Genomic DNA, 17,324 nt, shown 5'->3' with positions numbered 1-17,324 from the left:
GGAATGTTATGAATGTAAGTTGTCGACTACCCAAGTATCTTTGATCCCGCCACCTTGCGATGAGTTGACCACCAGTGAGCCTGCCTGCATGGCTACCCGGGTCAGACCACCTGGCACAATTTCAGTGCGGTAAGGTGAGCTCAAGACAAAAGGACGCAGATCAATATGTCGTTCAGCAATACCAAAATTGCTTAAAGTCGGACTGACCGACAAATTCAAAGTTGGCTGCGCAATATATAAATGCGGCGCAGCTAAAATTTTATCTCTGAAAATATCAATATGCTGTTGAGAGGCTTGTGGCCCAATCAGCATGCCGTAACCGCCAGAACCTTGTGCTTCCTTGACGACCAGCTGATCCAAATTTGTCAACACATAGTCCAGATCTTCCGGATTACGGCATTGGTAGGTTGGAACATTATTTAAAATCGGTTTTTCACCCAAATAAAAATGAATCATTTTATCGACATAAGGATAAATCGATTTATCATCTGCCACACCTGTACCCGGGGCATTTGCGATTACAACATTGTGCTGTAAATATGCGGACATTAAGCCCGGAACACCCAAAGTACTGTCTGGTTTAAAGCACAGTGGATCAAGATAGGCGTCGTCGACTCTTCTATAAATAACATCAACCTGTTGACGCCCACGTATTGTTTTTACATAAACCTTCGAGTTCTCAACAAAAAGATCACGTGATGTCACTAAAGGCACATTCATCTCCCTTGCAAGGCAAGCGTGTTCATAGTATGCACTATTGAAACGACCCGGGGTCAAAACCACAATGAATGGATTATCGGTATAAGCATTTTCCGCCAGAATTTCTTTTAAGAGTTTTGGATATTGTTCAATACCGGCAATATTGGATTGCTCAAAGACTTTTGGCATTAACTTCTGGCTGATCTTGCGGCATTCCAGCATATAAGACACCCCAGATGGCGTTCTCAGGTTATCTTCCAGTACATAAAATTCACCTTTGGAATCCCGGATAATATCAATCCCGCTAATCTGGCTATAGATACTGCCTTTCAAATGATGCTGGTACATATGTGGCTGATACGCTTCATGGGTGAGCACCTGAAGCTCAGGGACAATATTGGCTTTAAGAATATCCTGCTGATGATAAATATCATGCAGAAACAGGTTTAAGGCTTGAACACGCTGTGCTGAACCGAGTGCCACCATATTCCACTGTTTACGGGCAATCACCCGTGGGATTACATCAAAAGGAATAGTCCGCTCAGTGCCTTGCTCATCTCCATACACGGTAAACGTAATACCGTCATAAAGAAAATGTTCTTTTGCTACTTCATTTAGCTGATTCAGTTCATCTAGTGTATGCTGTGACAGCCATTCTTCAATTCGTTGACCTGCCTGACTGTGTATTACCTGATGATCACGCATTTCATTGAAAAATTTCGAAGAAATCTCTTGGTATAAAAAATGCGGACTGTGCTTGATTGAAATATTAAGTGCTGTAGTATCTGTAAAATTTTTGCTTAAATCTGCTGCAGTATGATTTTCTACTGTTGTAATAGTATTTGTATCCTGGCTTTCTTTTAGCATACAAACCTCTTCATTGTAATCTATTATAATAAAATCAAAGCAATATCCATGCCATGACATCCGTTTCGAAGTCTGTATTAACCCAGTAAAGTGCCTATTCACTCAATATCATTTTTCGCCAAGATGTTTACGGATTGTAGGTCAATTGTTGCGCAGAATAACTTGCGAAAAAAATTCAGATTTCTTATTGTGGTAAGCTCATATTTAATTTGTTTCCACTGATTGCCAGTAAAAATACATTATGTCAGCACAAGAAAAAGAAACCTCCAATAGCCTTTACCGCCAATGGCAAATCTTGTCGCGTCTTTCTACCGGCAAATGGATGGGAACCCGTGAACTCCAGGAAATCCTGAATCGCGAAGGGATCGAGATCAGTTTACGCACCATTCAGCGTGACCTGAATCAGATTGCCCAGCGTTTTCCGATTGAGAGCAGTAAAACCACACCACAAGGCTGGCGCTGGCGTTCAGATGCCCCTATTCAAAGCTTGCCGCATATGACCAGTTCACAGGCGGTGACTTTTATGATGGTGGAAGAACATCTCAAACACCTACTGCCACCTAGTCTGATTGAAGAAATGAATCCCTGGTTTGATCTGGCTCGACGCAGCCTGTCTTCACAAAATAACGTACGACAATGGATTAACCGGGTCAGAATCGTGCCAGCTACCCAACCGCTTATTCCGCCTGTCGTTGATAAAACGGCCCAACAGGCGATTTACGAAGGCCTGTTACAGGACAAACAGCTGGAATGTGTTTATCAGGGTCGTGGTCATAATGGCGAAGAGAAAACCTATATTTTAAATCCGCTGGCATTAGTGCAAAAAGGTTCAATTATCTATCTGGTCTGTACCCGTCATGATAAATCGGATATTCAGACCTTTGCCCTGCACCGTTTTAAATCAGCAGAGGTGCTGAATTCTCGTGCCCTACACCCGGTAAATTTTGATATTGATGAATATATTGAATCTGGCGCTTTAGGATTCCGGGTCGATTTTAACCAGCCAACGGAAAATGTATTGCTTCAACTGAGCATGCCTGAATCTGATGCGCACTATTTTGAAGAAAGTCAGCTCAGCAAAGATCAAAAAATTGAAAAAATTGAAAATGGCATAGCCCTGATTAGCGCAACTGTGCCTTTTACCTCACAACTGGTTTGGTGGTTACGAAGTTTTGGCAATAAAATCAAAAATATCGAACCAAAAATAGTGGCAGATGCTGTTTACCAAGTGAATGAAACTGATTCAGTCTCTTCCAAAGAATAAAAAAGTCCCCATTTTGGGGACCTGATCAATTTATCATTTTATTTTTCTTATTGTTCTGGTGGTCTGTTACTGAGCCGGTCTGCTTTCCTCTTGCCCCAGAAAACAGACCGGATGTGTCACATTAGAAATTAAAGAGTCTGATAACATGAGCAAGCCAGCTCTGCATTATTAAAACGGATCGATTTTTTTGTCATAATTTACACTCCTGCTGTGGGGATAAAAATCACTATAGAGCGCTTAAGCCTGTTTTTGAAATAAAAAGAATGCATGCCTTTTGCACAATTTTTCCATAGAAGATTATTTGGAAAATTTATTATCTATCTAGAAGTGAGGTATAGCGGCCTACGCTCCATTTTCAGCAAGTTTATAAAATTAAAAAACAATTCTATGCTTGTATAAGCCAGGCAGCTCTGCACATTATTAAACGCTATCGTAGTGGAAATAGGGATTTAATTTCATAATGGCTAACCCTGCGCAATTAGTACGACACAAATTACTTAATACTTTCTTTTCACGGCATTCGGTCTGGTTTGCCTGCATCACCATCGCCGTTATTTTTACGATTTTTCATATCGGTTATGAGCCGCGCTATATTTATTATTTTATGCCGGCAACCTTAGTGAATACACTATGGATCGTTAGTATTCTGCTGAGCCTGCTAGGCCTATATGACGTCTTGCAGAACAGACATTCAATCTTAAAAAATTATCCGATTATGGGCCACTTTCGTTTTATCTTTGAAGAATTCCGTCCTGAAATTCGTCAGTATTTTATTGAAGCGGATCGGGATGCTTTGCCATTTTCACGTATGCAGCGCAGTCTGGTGTATCAACGGGCCAAAAATGAAAATTCAGATAAGCCTTTCGGCTCAATCATGAATGTCTATGAAGAAAATTATAAGTTTATTAGCCACTCTCTCACCCCTTGCCGACCTGCTGATCCAGAAACCTTCCGCATTCTGATCGGCAATGAGCAGTGTACGCAGCCTTATTCTTCTTCAATTTTGAATATCTCGGCTATGAGTTTCGGGAGTTTAAGTGCCAATGCGGTTCGGGCTTTAAATCTTGGTGCGCAAAAAGGCAAATTCTTTCATGATACCGGTGAAGGTAGTATCAGCCCTTATCATCTGGAACATGGCGGTGACATTGTCTGGGAAATTGGTAGCGGCTATTTTGGCTGCCGGACCTTAGAAGGTCAGTTTGATCCGGTAAAATTTGCAGAAAAAGCTAAGCTACCTCAGGTAAAGATGATTGAAATCAAGCTTTCACAAGGCGCCAAGCCTGGGCATGGTGGCATTTTACCTAAAGCCAAGATTTCAGAAGAAATTGCACAGATTCGCGGGATTAGCCGTGAACATGACTGTGTCTCACCTTCTGGACATCCGGCGTTTAAAACCCCGATTGAAATGATGAATTTCATTCAACAACTACGTGAGCTTTCTGAAGGTAAGCCAGTCGGATTCAAGCTTTGTCTGGGTCAACCTTGGCAATTTATGAGTATGGTGAAAGCCATGCTACATACCAAAATTTATCCTGATTTTATTGTGGTAGATGGATCTGAGGGCGGTACCGGTGCTGCACCAATTGAATTGATTGACTATATGGGTACTCCTTTAAGAGAAGGTCTTTTGTTTGTGCACAATACCTTGGTCGGTGCAGGATTGAGAGACAAGATTAAAATTGGTGCAAGCGGGAAAATTATCAGTGCCTTTGATATTGCTAGTACCATGGCACTTGGAGCTGACTGGGTTAATTCAGCGCGCGGATTCATGTTTGCAGTCGGATGTATTCAGGCTCAAAGTTGTCATACCAATCAATGCCCTGTGGGAGTCACTACTCAGGATAAAGAGCGTCAAAAAGCCCTGCATGTCCCGACTAAGGCCGAGCGAGTATTTTATTTCCATAAAAATACAATGCATGCCCTGTCTGAGCTAATCGCTTCAGCAGGTTTAAAACATCCTTCTGCTATTAAACCGCATCATCTGGCACAGCGAATCAGCAATCATGAAATCAAGAACTTTGCCCAGATTCATTTCTGGCTTAAAGAAGGTGAATTATTACACTGTGAAAATAAAGATGAGGAAAACTTTTATTTCCGTATGTGGAATATGGCCAAACTGGAAAGTTTTTGAGCCTATAAGAATCAAAACTTAGTCAAATTAGACAAGAAAAGGGCGTTTACTAAAACGCCTTTTTTTAATTGAGAGTGTCACAGTCTAATAATAGGTCTTACTGCCATGCGCATGTAAAAAGGCTGGAATTAAACCTGTGAGTGCTGCACGGATATCCGCGCGTTCATTAATCAATTGATGTGAACCTTCTTCCAGCATTAGCAAAGTTTGCAGGCGGAACTTGCGCCGGATAAATTCAATATTGTAACGCCAGTCCACTGTCTGATCCTGAGCACCTTGAGCTAACCAGACAGGGATACGACAGGCTGGACGTGCTTCCATTTCCTGCATCCAGCGTGACATCGCCAGAATCCAGTCCATGCCCATCATGCGGGGTTGCAAAGGATCTTTGAGGCGGATAAAACGCAGAAATTCAGGATTATGGTTATTACGACGGAAATGACGTGGTACTTCACGCTTGATCCGGCTGATAATGCCGAGTCCGAGCGGATTATGCCACCAGGCAGTTTTAGCCGGACGAATCAACGGTGACAATAACAGCACGCGATCTACAAACGGATTTTCACGTCGTTCTGCAAATTCGAGCAAATGATGCATCCAGATCGCACCACCAGTACTTTGTCCAATACCAACCCATGGTTTCGGTAACTGCTCTGCATGCTTCACATAACGATATACCGCATGCAAAACCTGCTGGTAATGGTCAAAATTCTGGATACTGGCAGATGAACCATCGCTGAGACCATGCCCCGGCAGGTCATAAGTCAGGACGCTAAAGCCCTGTTCCAGCAACTCACGTACGATCGGCTGATAAATTCCGCTATGTTCCAGATATCCATGTAACAGAAAGGCCGTTCCCTGAATCTTGTCAAAACGGGTATTTTCTAGATTAGGTGTAAATACTTGCACATGCAGTTTAAACAGCGGCATCTGTACATAGCCCTGCCAATGCTTGCAATCCAGCAAATCGAAACCATATAGTCTGCGATAAGACAGCAGATCAATAGTCGGCTGGTCATCCCTATTCAAGTTTAAGGGCTGTAAAAGCTGTGGCGTTGTTTCCCTGCTTGGCACAGGTAAATCCAGCTGTTTCAGGATGGTCGGATTTAAAAACGGAATATCAGACATTAAGGCACCTCCCGACAGTCACTGGAGCCAAACCACATATCGCGGATAGTGGCCAGCATTTCATAATTGGCACGGCGACTATGATCATAATTTTGTCGACTTGGACGCCAACGGGTCAAGGACTTCGGCATCGGTGCTTCCACTGGAATCGTTTGAATACCATTCAGTGCAAACAGACGACGGGTACGCGGCATATGATAACGGTCGGTAATCAGAATCACAGTCGGTGCCCCACCTTTTTTTTGCAATAATAACGAGCTGAAACGGGTATTTTCACAGGTATTCATGCTGCGGTCTTCAAGCAATTTGGCATCGACATTGTAATTTTGTAACCAGCGCTGCATATACGGCGCTTCCACACCACTCAATACGATCGGTAACTGATACTGTTTTTCAACTGCGAGTGTGGTTTCCAGACGCAAACGCGTATAGTCATTGACCACAATATCCTTACCATTTTCATGTAAAGTTAAACCACCACCTAAGACCACAATGGCATAAGGTTTAGACTGATTGACCGGTTTCTGTTGCTGCTGTTCCTGCAGTAAAGCCAGATCTTCCTTGATTTCCTCTTTCGCTGTGACCTGTACGGCACTCGCTTCTTCATCTTCCAGAGGATGAGTCGTTAAGAATTCAACATATTGTTCAATCCGTTCCTTGTTTTCATTACTGTCCCATTCCAGCAGTTCGCGGACCTTCTGAGTCGGGTCAACGGCTTCCACAGGTTCTTGCTGGGACAATAAAGGCACTTGTGCAGGCTGGTTCTGTTCTGCTTTTTCTTCCTGCTGTTCACGCTGATGTTCTTCAATCATCTGTTGCAGTACCTTGTAGCGTGCCTGAATCAGCATCAGATTGGCAGAATGATTTTGCTGGATATCCTGCTCCATCACACGCAAATAAGCCTGACGGGCAATCCACTGATCAGAACCTGGTTCGAGCGTATCATCTTCACTCAAGGAAGCCATTTTCTGGCTTTGTGCTGCAACTTCGTTAATTTCAAAGGACACAAATCGATTGAGTCCCTTAACCACAAGCTGCGAATAAAATGGCGAATAGATCAACATCACCAGACAGCCGAAAAATACAAACAGTCCTGCGACGATTTGTACTAAACGGACCATCCAATGGGTGTTTTTCATATACGTTATTTATCCTGATGAGATCGAATTAAGCCTTTACAATCAAATAATACCGGTTCAGGTTCGAGCATAATCTTGAATTTGTCCCAGACAGCCTGCTGTACTGCGCCATAGGCTTGACGGACATCCGTCAGAGAAGCATGACCATAGTTCACCAGAACCAGTGCCTGTTTATGGAACATGCCAACTGGCCCAAGCTGTTTCCCCTTCCAGCCTGCCTGATCAATCAGCCAGCCTGCCGCCATTTTAACCTGATCATTGGCCTGTGGATAATGGGGCAAATTAGAAAAATGCACAGCAATTCGGTCAAAAACCTGTTGATTTACGATAGGATTTTTAAAGAAACTTCCCACGTTTGGAAATTCTTTAGGATCAGGCAGTTTGCTCTGACGAATCCGGATCACCTGCTGCTGCAAGTTTTCTGCTGTGAGATTATCACCCACCGCTGCTTTAAGATCACCATAATTCAGTTTCAGATTTGCCTGTTTTAGTAATTTAAAAGTAACGTGTGTAATCACATAACGTGTTGGATCATCTTTAAAAATACTATGACGATAGGAAAAATGACAGTCTGAAGCAGGAATGGAATCAAATTTTTTCAGCTTACGGTCATAGACCTCTACCGCATGAATAAATTCGCCGACTTCGACACCATATGCCCCAATATTCTGCACTGGAGATGCGCCGACCAGTCCGGGAATCAGGGCCAGATTCTGTAGACCATAGAGTTTCTGTTCTGTCGTCCAGAGTACGAAGTCATGCCAAACTTGGCCCCCACCTACCCGCAGACATTGATGCTGCTCATTTCCTTCTAGCATTTCAATGCCCTGGATATCCATATGCAGGACGAGAGCATCAATCTGTTCCGGCAATAACATATTGCTACCGCCAGAAAGAATCAGCACATTCAGTTGTTGCTGCTCAGCAAACTCCAGTGCAGCAATCAGATCATCAGTTGATTGGATCCGGCTGTAGTAAGCGGCAATCACTTCGAGATTTAGCGTATTAAAAGGTTTAAGTTGAACCTGAGTCTGAATCTGCATGACTTAAACCTTTTCTGTTTGATGTTGTTTAAAAATTTCTACCCAGGCCCGACTGCTGGACTCACATTGGTTCAGGACACGCTCAAAACCATCTGCCCCGCCATAATATGGATCTGGCAAAGCCTGTTTTGGATAGTGCTGATCATGTTCACTCATTAAAGCAACCTGGGCACGCAGGCGTCCGAATTCTGCCTCTGCCTGATGCTGGAGCGCCTGAATATCTGCCAGATTTTCCAGATCCATCGCTAGAATCAGATCATAATCAATAAAATCATGGGTTTTGAGTTGACGCGCACGCAGGCCAGAAAGATCATAACCCCGTTTTAAGGCATGTTGCTGGCTACGCAAATCAGGTGCTTTCCCCGGATGGTAATTACTGGTTCCTGCTGAGTCGACCACAATATCGAGTTTCTGTTCATCACAATAATGTCTGAGTACCACTTCTGCCGTGGGAGAACGACAAATATTTCCCAAACAAACACATAACACCTTATATGGCGTTCTGGATGACATAAACAACCTCAGAGTTAATCATTTTCAAGATACTTATGTTAAGTTATTTACCTGATGAATCCTATATCACCGCCCCATAATAATTTTGTATTTGCGATAAAAATTAAAGGATAAAGACATGAATCGATTTCAGTTTCAAACCGTTCCCAACATCATCGCCGGCCTCGGCACGATTCAGGAATTATCCTCTATTCTCAAACAGGGCCGTTATCAGCGTGTTTTACTAGTCACTGATCCAGGCATGCTACAGCATCAATTACACCTGCCTATTCTGGAAATTATTGAAGATGCGGGACTGGATTATGCAATTTATTCCGATGTACAGGCCGATCCACCTGAGCATGTAGTGCTTGAAGCAGCAGATTTTGCCAAACAGGAAAATGTCGATATCGTGATTGGCTTTGGTGGTGGCAGCTCTATGGATGTCGCCAAGCTGATCGCAATCTTGAGTCATCCGGCACAGCACCAATCTTTGTCTGATCTGTATGGCGTAAATCAGGCTACTGGCCCCCGTTTGCCCTTGATTTTGGTTCCTACCACTGCAGGTACAGGATCTGAAGTTACTCCGATTTCAATTGTCACTACAGGTGAAACTACCAAAACCGGAATTGTGGCACCGATCCTGTTTGCAGATACTGCCATTCTGGATGCAACCTTTACCCAAAATCTGCCGCCCTTAATTACTGCTGCGACTGGCATTGATGCCATGGTTCATGCTATTGAGGCTTATACCTCTAAAATCAAAAAAAATCCTTATTCCGATATGCTGGCCAAGCATGCCTTAAAACTGTTAAATGCCAATCTGCAACGTGTGCTGGACGATGGGCAGGATCTGGACGCACGTCAAAACATGCTGGTTGGTTCTATGCTGGCAGGTCAGGCCTTTGCCAATGCACCGGTTGGGGCTGTGCATGCACTGGCTTATCCATTAGGTGGACATTTCCATATTTCGCATGGACATAGTAATGCACTGGTATTAACTGAGGTGATGAAATTTAATACGCCGGATGCCAAATCGCTCTATGCCGAACTGATGTGCTGGTTAGATCCACAAAGCAAAGGCTGTCACGATGGCCTGACTGACCTGTTTATTGATCATTTTAATAACCATCTGGTGAAAAGTGGCTTAACCCTGAAACTCAAACAGTTAGGAATTCCTGAACATATGCTGATGATTATGGCGGAAGATGCCATGAAACAGAGCCGCCTGTTACAGAACAATCCACGTGAACTTACTCTGGAAGATGCTTACAACATTTATCAGGCGATCTATTAGATTTAGGATTATTTTCGACTCAGCAGATCTAGCCACTACAAGTTATTTAAAAATATGAAAGCAGCTCTTAAACAACGCGAACATTATTCATTTTTTCTGCCGATACAGACTCGTTGGGCGGACAATGACCTGTATGGCCATGTCAATAATGTCACTTATTACAGCTATTTTGATACGGCCGCGAATGCCCTTTTGATTCAGGAAGCCGCATTTGATCCCAAATATTCTCCAATGATTGGACTGGTGGTCAGCTCGCAATGCCAGTTCAATCAGGAACTGTCTTATCCGGAAATTATTGAGGTAGGTGTCGCCATAGAAAAAATGGGGAATAGTTCTCTCAGCTATGATCTGGCAATCTTTAAAATGAATTCTGATACAGCAGCCGCTCAAGGCAGTTTTGTGCATGTGTTTGTCGATCGCTACACACGAAAAAGCACCCCGATTCCAGCTGAAATGCGGGATGCTTTAGCGCGTTTTGTCTCAGCCTAAAATTATTTTATTTCAGCTGAATATTGTGCAATTCACCATCAAACTGTTCCAGCAAGTCACGTACAGCCGGTTCAGCATGCAGCAGCTCTTCTGCGCGTTTAAAAGCGCGTACTTTACGTTCTTGCTGCATGGTATATGGCGTTAACTGCTCTACATCTTCAAACTTCACCTGGAAAATGGTCTGTGGCCATTGTTCCCGCAAAGCTGCTTCCAGATGATGTTGTAGCTGCGACAAAAGCGGCTGATAACGCTCTGGAATATGAAAGACCGATGCTGCATTAATCTGACCAGTCATGATGCCATACTGAGCCAGTTCCTGAACTGCCGGGGATAACTGGCTGTTACGGAACCAGAATTCCCATTTTTCTACCGTCCATTCACCCTGCATATCCTGTACCGGAATTTGCAGAATATCCTGCGGCAGCAGATTACGGTCTGTAGAAATATTTGTATTTGCAATCTGAGTTGATGCAGCCTCTGTCTGAGTAGAAATTTCCGGCTGGCTTTCATCTGCTTTATGAGTCACTTGTTCTGATTCAGGAGTCGAGGCATCCAGATTAAACTCCGGTTCTTGTTCTACTGGTGCAGCAGTATCATTTTCAGGAATGAATTCTTCTAAGAGGAAATCATCACTGCTGGCTTCAGGGCTGGATGGAACAGGTTCTGCATGAACATCGTCAAAACCAAACAGACCATCTTCCAGATTTGGATCAAATACAATCTGATCAGACTCAGATTGTTCTACCCTAGTTGATTCAGCTTGTATAACTTGAGGCTCAGAATTGGTTTCTGGCTCGTCTTCATCCAGAAAATCATCCGAAGATGGTTCAGACTGTGCAGTGACTGGATGATTATCCTGCTCGTCTTCATAGCCAGCATCTAATGAAAAATCTTCTACAGCAGCTTGAGCAACCGGAGCACTTTCCTGCTGCGTTATCTGATTTTGTTGTGGAGCTGAAGCAGCAGGTACAGCTTGTTGTATCTGAGCTGTATTAGTTGGAATTTCATTGGGCTGTAGCGGACGGAAGGCTAGCAAACGCAGCACCGTCATCTCAAAGCCTTGCTCCTGCGTAACCGCAAGCTGTAGGTCAGCCCGGCCTTTACAGGCAATCTGATAATACAGTTGCAAATCTTGTGCTGAAATCAAAGCCGATAACTGCATGATCTTTTGATTGATCTCGGCACTGTATTTCAGGCTTAAATCTGGCAGGTATTGTAATAAAGCCAGTTCATGCAAGGTAGAAATCAACTGATCTAATACCAGTGATACATCCAGCGCCTGCTGACGGAATTGCAATAATAATTCGCTAACACGTGCTTTCTGGTTCTGATGAATCGCCAGAATCAGATCATAGATGATGGTTCGGTCGATCAAGCCCAGCATGTCTTTGACATCCTGATGCTGGATAGCCCCCTGACCATAGGCAATCGCCTGATCTGTTAAGGATAAGGCATCACGAAGCGAGCCCTGTGCTGATTCTGCAATCTGCCAGATCGCATCCTGATCAGCCTGAATGCTTTCTTTCGTCAGGATATTGCCCAGATGTTCGGTAATTTCATCGACAGCCAATGGACGCAAAGTGAATTGCAGACAGCGAGAAATAACTGTAATCGGCAACTTTTGTGGATCTGTGGTTGCGAACAGGAATTTGACATGCTCCGGTGGTTCTTCCAGTGTCTTTAATAGAGCATTGAAGGAATGCGTGGACAGCATATGTACTTCATCGATCAGATAAACCTTGAAACGACCCTGAGTTGGCGCATAAGGGACATTGTCCAGCAGCTCACGGGTATCTTCGACTTTGGTACGTGATGCCGCATCGATCTCAATCAGGTCAATAAAACGGCCTTCATTGACGGCGGTACAGGTCGGACATACCTCACAAGGAGTCGAAGTAATACCGGTTTCACAGTTCAAGCACTTCGCCAAAATACGTGCAATCGTGGTTTTACCAACACCACGCGTTCCCGTAAACAAATAGGCATGGTGCAAACGGCCACGCTCCAGTGCGCTGGTTAAGGCACGTGAAACATGGTTTTGACCGACCAATTCGTTGAAATTGCGGGGACGGTATTTTCGCGCAAGTACTTGATACATGTATGCTCCTTTTTACAGGTCTAAGCATACTGTTTTTTTATAAAATAGTGAATGAATTAATCAGTTATGATCTGGAGAGATAGACCTATCAATCTGATTTAAATCAACTATCTCGAAGCTGTTTGCTCCATTTTTATGCCTGACTGAAATATCAGGATATTTTTAGTATATTTGGAAAATAAAATATCTATTGATTTTCGCTCTATTTGAGCGGATTAATACAATCTTAGAAATAAAAATTTCTGATCAAAGATAAAGGATTGGGTTGAATCTGTTTAAGCGAATCGCCCTAAAATAAAATCACTCTGCATCTGGTAGCGTTTACCGCTTTTGTCTTCACGGATTTCCAGCACATGCTCTTCCAGATCAACATACAGTAAATTACGAGTCGCTACATTCACCAGCTCAATTTTCTGATGAGAATCATCTTGGAAACGAATCGGGCCACTAAAGGTTTCCACCTCATTATGACCACTCAGGCTTTCACGTTCTAAAGTATAAGTTTGATCTTCGTGCAGAGTTAGCATGACAGCCATGCCCGGACAATCATCACAACGGGACAAGCAGCCCATGCAAGGAGTTGTACCCTGATACTCTCCCGCCCATGCTGGAATCTGTGCCTTGGCTTCAACAACAGTATTTTTAGCTGATTGGGTTTGATCCTGACAACCGAATAAAGCACCGGTTGCCACTAAGGGAATCAGTATTACTTTTTTCATGGTTTCATTTCGCAGCACTGGAATTTGCCACAAAATAGCATATTTTAAATGACTGACTAAACTCCCAAATCAAGGATATTCAGTTAGCGCCAGCCTTTTCTTCCCGTCAATACCGCATCAGCACAGCGCAAAGTTTCCTGCGTCAGCCCCCAAAGACGGTAATCTCCAGTTAATGAACCTGTTGGGAAGTTATGGGTATAGGCAAAACTTAAACCGCGTTCCGGATCACACCAGGCACCAGAACCGTTAAAGCCCATATGACCAAAACCTGTAGAGGCTTTACCCAATGTCAAAATACGGTGATAACCCAGACGCCAGTGCATTGGCACAGGCATCACCCGATCACGACGGGTATATTGCACCTGGCTTAGTCGCTGGAATACTGGAGGTGAAATCAACTGCTGGCCTTGCCAAGCACCGTGATTGGCCAACATCGCATAGATTTTTGCCAGACTGTCTGCAGTAAAGACGCCATTAGCTGAAGGAATAATCGCCTGTAATCCCTCATCACTAAAGAAGCTAAAATTCTTCATGCCTTTAGGAATCATGCCATCCTGAAAATCTTGTGGACTCTGACCACTCCAGACCAGAGCACGCTCCATTAAACCGGGTTTGCGTGTAACTACTCTTTTGCCTTTAGAAGATTGAGATGCAGATTTTGCTTTAAAGATCGGTCGCGCAACTCGAGGCAGTTCATCCAGCGGCACACTAAAATAGGCACCATTTAATTGCAGAGGCTGAACTAAATATTCCTGCATTAATTGGCCTAATGATTTACCGGTTGCCTTTTCCAGTACTCCCCCCACCTGCCAGCCAAAAGTCAAAGGTTGATAAGCGGCATCTGTCGTGGTCTGAAAACGTGGCTCAGCTGCCGCGATCCGCTCCAGCATGTGTGACCAGTCAGCCATTTCAGTGGCATCATCAATGATATTACGGATATCAAACAAACCACTTTGATGGCTCAGCATATGTGCCAAAGTAATAGAGCGTTTACCTTTCTGGGCAAATTCAGGCCAGTATTCTGCAACTGATCTGTCATAGTCCAGATAACCTTTACTGACCAGAATATGCGCTAGGGTTGCTAGTACACCTTTGCCAGTGGAATAGCATAGTGACATGGTATCGGGCTGCCAGTTTTCAGTGACAGACTTCTTCCCGGTATAGATATCGACAACTTTTTGTCCCTGAAAATATACAACAAGTGCCGCACCACCCTGATCAGTACGTGCATCCTGTAAGCGGCTAAACTGACGAGCAAGGTCGCGAAAACGCGCATCCACATTGCCCTGATAATTATGCTGATCAGCAAACAGATAATCTTTGATTGGCTGCATCATTCTATCCATAGAATTTTGATCCCTTAAAATAAAAAAGCCTAAATCGAGTTTAGGCTTTTGATTCAGATTTAAATTGCTTTTACATGACCAGTGACATGCGGCTTCTGGTTTTTGCTGTTCCGGATCAGGAAATCTGTATCATTCGCTGCTTGAGCGGTCAGGAACTCAACTTTAGAGGGTAAGTACATCGGCAACTTGAACCAGACATCGGCTTCATATGCATCTGGCAATGACAGATTAGCCAGCGCTTTGGCTTTGCTCCACATACCATGTGCAATTGCCTGTTTAAAACCAAAAGCCTTCGCTGTAACAGCATGAATATGAATCAGGTTAAAATCACCTGAGGTCATGGCATAACGGCGGCCTGTATTTTCTGAAATTTTCCATTCAGTATTCAGCTTATAGTCTGGTGCTTTACTTTCTGCTGATTTTGCAGCAGCTTTAGCATCAGTCTTTTGACGTGAAAGATAAGTCGTTAATGCCTCAACGACGACTTCATTGCCCACTTTGACTGTGGTAATAAAATCAAACTGAACGCCTTTGTCATGGGGCTGTAATTCACCAAATTTGCATGACAGGGTTAAAGTCTCATTTACACCGACTTTACGGTATTGCTTGACCTGATTACGGATATGTACCAGTCCTAAAATCGGGAACGGAAATGCTTCCGAGGTCATCATGTGCATTTGTAGACTTTGAGACAATACGGTCAAATAAATAGCTGGAATATAACCATTATTTTTAAAGCCACATACTTCATTATAGGCTTTTAAATGTTTCTGATCGACCTTGAATGAATCCACCACATATTCAACTTGCGGCAGAACTTTTTCAGCTTTCGGCTTTTTAAAAATCAAGCCTTGAATCACTTTTGGATAGGCTAAATAAGGTTTTGGAAGTTGACTAAAATGGCGCGTATTCATACTGAACCTTTGGAAATATTATCTTTATAAAGTGACCTCTCCTGAGCATACTTCAATCATTGTATGAAAGTGAAGCACTGGAGAGGTTTTGAGAATTCTTGGAATTTTCTCTTTAGAATTTTAATCTCCCTGAATTCCCCTTTAAAAGGGGGCTTCTCCTCTCTTTAAGAGAGGTCGGGAGAGATTCCATTAAGCCCCTAATAGGCTTTGACCACAGACACGAACCACGTTGCCATTTAAACCTGTTGAAGCCGTAGAAGCAAACATGGCAATTGTTTCTGCAACATCGACAGGTAGACCACCTTGGCTCATTGAGTTCATACGACGGCCTGCTTCACGGATTGCAAATGGAATCGCAGCCGTCATTTGTGTTTCGATAAAGCCCGGTGCAACAGCATTAATGGTTATACCATTTTTTAAGGTTGGTGCTGTAAATTTCACCACACCAATCACACCCGCTTTAGACGCTGCATAGTTGGTTTGACCCAGGTTACCTGCAATACCTGAAATTGAGGATACACAGATAATGCGACCATTGGCATTTAGACCATCGTTGGAGATTAAATAGTCATTTACACGTTCAATGGCAGACAGGTTGATGTTAATCACCAGATCCCATAGCTCAGGTTTCATATTGGCCAAAGTCTTGTCGCGGGTAATACCGGCATTGTGCACAATAATGTCCAGACCGCCTTGCTCAGCTGCTGCTGCTTTGATTTTCTCACCTGCATCTGCAGCAGTAATATCGATGGCTAAAGTTGAACCGCCAATTTCGCCGGCTACACGGTCAAGGTCTGCTTGCTGTTGCGGAACATCCAGACAGATGACATGTGCGCCATCACGTGCCAATACATGAGCAATCGCTTCACCAATACCACGGCTCGCACCAGTCACTACAGCAGTTTTGCCCGCTAATGGTTTAGTCCAGTCTACATCCACTTTTTCAGCAGGTGAAACACGGATCACCTGACCAGAAACATAGGCAGAACGTGGAGAAACTGCAAAGCGTAAAGCAGATTCAAGATTTGCTTCAGCACCGGCATCTACATAGATCAGGTTTGCTGCAATTCCCTTTTTAAACTCTTTACCCACAGATTTTACAAAACCTTCCAGTGCGCGTTGAGCAATTGACTGACTGACTGATTTAGCAGTTTCAGGCGTAGTCCCCACAATCACGACACGGCCAGAACTTTGGATTTGACGCGCAATCGGGTTGAAGAAATCATAAAGTGATTTTAACTGTTCTGAATTTTCGATTCCTGAAGCATCAAAAATGACAACTTTGAATTTTGATTCTTTATCGCCCGGATTAAACGCGCCCAGATTCAGTCCAGCCGATGCAGCAGCCTGTTGCAGTTCAGCATTGTTACCTGCATAACTATTGGCATGAATATTTGCCAGAACCTGAGCAATAGCACCAGTCAAGGTACTTGCCGGTGCTGCTCCAAACAATACCGCACCTTTGACAACTGGTGTAGCAGACTCAAAACGGTCTAAAGAAGTTGGGGATGGCAGACCCAAATTTTTAATGACAAATTTACCAATAGGAGATTTTGCAAAAGTTTGGTACTGATCAGTCATGTTTATTATCTCTCATACAAATTAATTTTTGGTTGATCTAAAGTTATCCTTAAACTTCAGTATGATGCCAGACACTTATATTTCAATAGATCTACCAGTTTCCGCCCAATCATACTT

General features: G+C 43.5%; 14 protein-coding genes. 4 read left to right on the top strand and 10 right to left on the bottom strand.

Annotation, left to right across the window (positions count from 1 at the left end):
* Window positions 1–6 precede the first annotated feature (6 nt).
* Window positions 7–1,566 carry a circularly permuted type 2 ATP-grasp protein gene (locus FTV12_RS03540; protein ID WP_179992461.1) on the bottom strand — a complete coding sequence of 520 codons (1,560 nt, stop codon included), beginning with the start codon at window positions 1,564–1,566 and terminating at the stop codon, window positions 7–9.
* Window positions 1,567–1,807: 241 nt separating this feature from the next.
* On the opposite strand from FTV12_RS03540, the gene FTV12_RS03535 reads away from it, so the two are divergent.
* Window positions 1,808–2,830 carry a YafY family protein gene (locus tag FTV12_RS03535; protein ID WP_166134987.1) on the top strand — a complete coding sequence of 341 codons (1,023 nt, stop codon included), beginning with the start codon at window positions 1,808–1,810 and terminating at the stop codon, window positions 2,828–2,830.
* A gap of 460 nt (window positions 2,831–3,290) precedes the next feature.
* Window positions 3,291–4,961, top strand: coding sequence for an FMN-binding glutamate synthase family protein (locus FTV12_RS03530; protein WP_125278993.1), 1,671 nt, complete (start codon window positions 3,291–3,293; stop codon window positions 4,959–4,961).
* Window positions 4,962–5,045: 84 nt separating this feature from the next.
* Here FTV12_RS03530 and FTV12_RS03525 read toward each other — a convergent pair whose 3' ends face one another.
* From FTV12_RS03525 to FTV12_RS03510, 4 genes are read right to left on the bottom strand one after another with little or no spacing between them, the layout of a single operon-like run.
* Window positions 5,046–6,089 carry an alpha/beta hydrolase gene (locus tag FTV12_RS03525; protein WP_004783902.1) on the bottom strand — a complete coding sequence of 348 codons (1,044 nt, stop codon included), beginning with the start codon at window positions 6,087–6,089 and terminating at the stop codon, window positions 5,046–5,048.
* Complete coding sequence (locus FTV12_RS03520) at window positions 6,089–7,228, bottom strand: YdcF family protein (RefSeq protein ID WP_166134989.1); 1,140 nt, start codon at window positions 7,226–7,228, stop codon at window positions 6,089–6,091. The genes FTV12_RS03525 and FTV12_RS03520 overlap by 1 nt, the downstream gene beginning before the upstream one ends.
* A gap of 5 nt (window positions 7,229–7,233) precedes the next feature.
* Window positions 7,234–8,271, bottom strand: coding sequence for a UDP-N-acetylmuramate dehydrogenase (murB, locus tag FTV12_RS03515; protein WP_166134992.1), 1,038 nt, complete (start codon window positions 8,269–8,271; stop codon window positions 7,234–7,236).
* A 3-nt stretch (window positions 8,272–8,274) separates the two neighbouring features.
* Window positions 8,275–8,784 carry a low molecular weight protein-tyrosine-phosphatase gene (locus FTV12_RS03510; protein ID WP_004783908.1) on the bottom strand — a complete coding sequence of 170 codons (510 nt, stop codon included), beginning with the start codon at window positions 8,782–8,784 and terminating at the stop codon, window positions 8,275–8,277.
* 118 nt (window positions 8,785–8,902) lie between these two features.
* Between FTV12_RS03510 and FTV12_RS03505 the strand changes: the two genes are divergently transcribed.
* Both FTV12_RS03505 and FTV12_RS03500 read left to right on the top strand, forming a co-directional pair.
* Window positions 8,903–10,060: an iron-containing alcohol dehydrogenase gene (locus FTV12_RS03505; RefSeq protein ID WP_166134994.1), complete on the top strand. Its 1,158-nt coding sequence runs from the start codon at window positions 8,903–8,905 to the stop codon at window positions 10,058–10,060.
* A 54-nt stretch (window positions 10,061–10,114) separates the two neighbouring features.
* Complete coding sequence (locus FTV12_RS03500; RefSeq protein ID WP_104425981.1) at window positions 10,115–10,549, top strand: thioesterase family protein; 435 nt, start codon at window positions 10,115–10,117, stop codon at window positions 10,547–10,549.
* Between the two features lie 7 nt (window positions 10,550–10,556).
* On the opposite strand, the gene dnaX is transcribed toward FTV12_RS03500, so the two are convergent.
* The 5 genes from dnaX to FTV12_RS03475 form a co-directional block, all read right to left on the bottom strand.
* The gene (gene dnaX, locus FTV12_RS03495) at window positions 10,557–12,647 is read right to left on the bottom strand and encodes a DNA polymerase III subunit gamma/tau (RefSeq protein WP_180033508.1); all 2,091 of its coding nucleotides are present in this window, start codon (window positions 12,645–12,647) and stop codon (window positions 10,557–10,559) included.
* Window positions 12,648–12,922: 275 nt separating this feature from the next.
* Window positions 12,923–13,366: a copper resistance protein NlpE N-terminal domain-containing protein gene (locus FTV12_RS03490; protein WP_180012052.1), complete on the bottom strand. Its 444-nt coding sequence runs from the start codon at window positions 13,364–13,366 to the stop codon at window positions 12,923–12,925.
* Between the two features lie 83 nt (window positions 13,367–13,449).
* Window positions 13,450–14,712, bottom strand: a complete 1,263-nt coding sequence (locus tag FTV12_RS03485) for a serine hydrolase (RefSeq protein ID WP_180017572.1) — start codon at window positions 14,710–14,712, stop codon at window positions 13,450–13,452.
* Between the two features lie 59 nt (window positions 14,713–14,771).
* Complete coding sequence (locus FTV12_RS03480; RefSeq protein WP_159123195.1) at window positions 14,772–15,626, bottom strand: MaoC/PaaZ C-terminal domain-containing protein; 855 nt, start codon at window positions 15,624–15,626, stop codon at window positions 14,772–14,774.
* A 189-nt stretch (window positions 15,627–15,815) separates the two neighbouring features.
* Window positions 15,816–17,207 carry a 3-oxoacyl-ACP reductase gene (locus tag FTV12_RS03475; protein ID WP_004783922.1) on the bottom strand — a complete coding sequence of 464 codons (1,392 nt, stop codon included), beginning with the start codon at window positions 17,205–17,207 and terminating at the stop codon, window positions 15,816–15,818.
* Between the last annotated feature and the right edge of the window lie 117 nt (window positions 17,208–17,324).

This window comes from Acinetobacter sp. YH12233, assembly GCF_013417725.1.
In the GTDB taxonomy this organism is placed as follows: Bacteria; Pseudomonadota; Gammaproteobacteria; order Pseudomonadales; family Moraxellaceae; genus Acinetobacter.
Note: the sequence above shows the minus strand (reverse complement) of the source record. Positions and strands in the feature narration are given on the sequence as shown.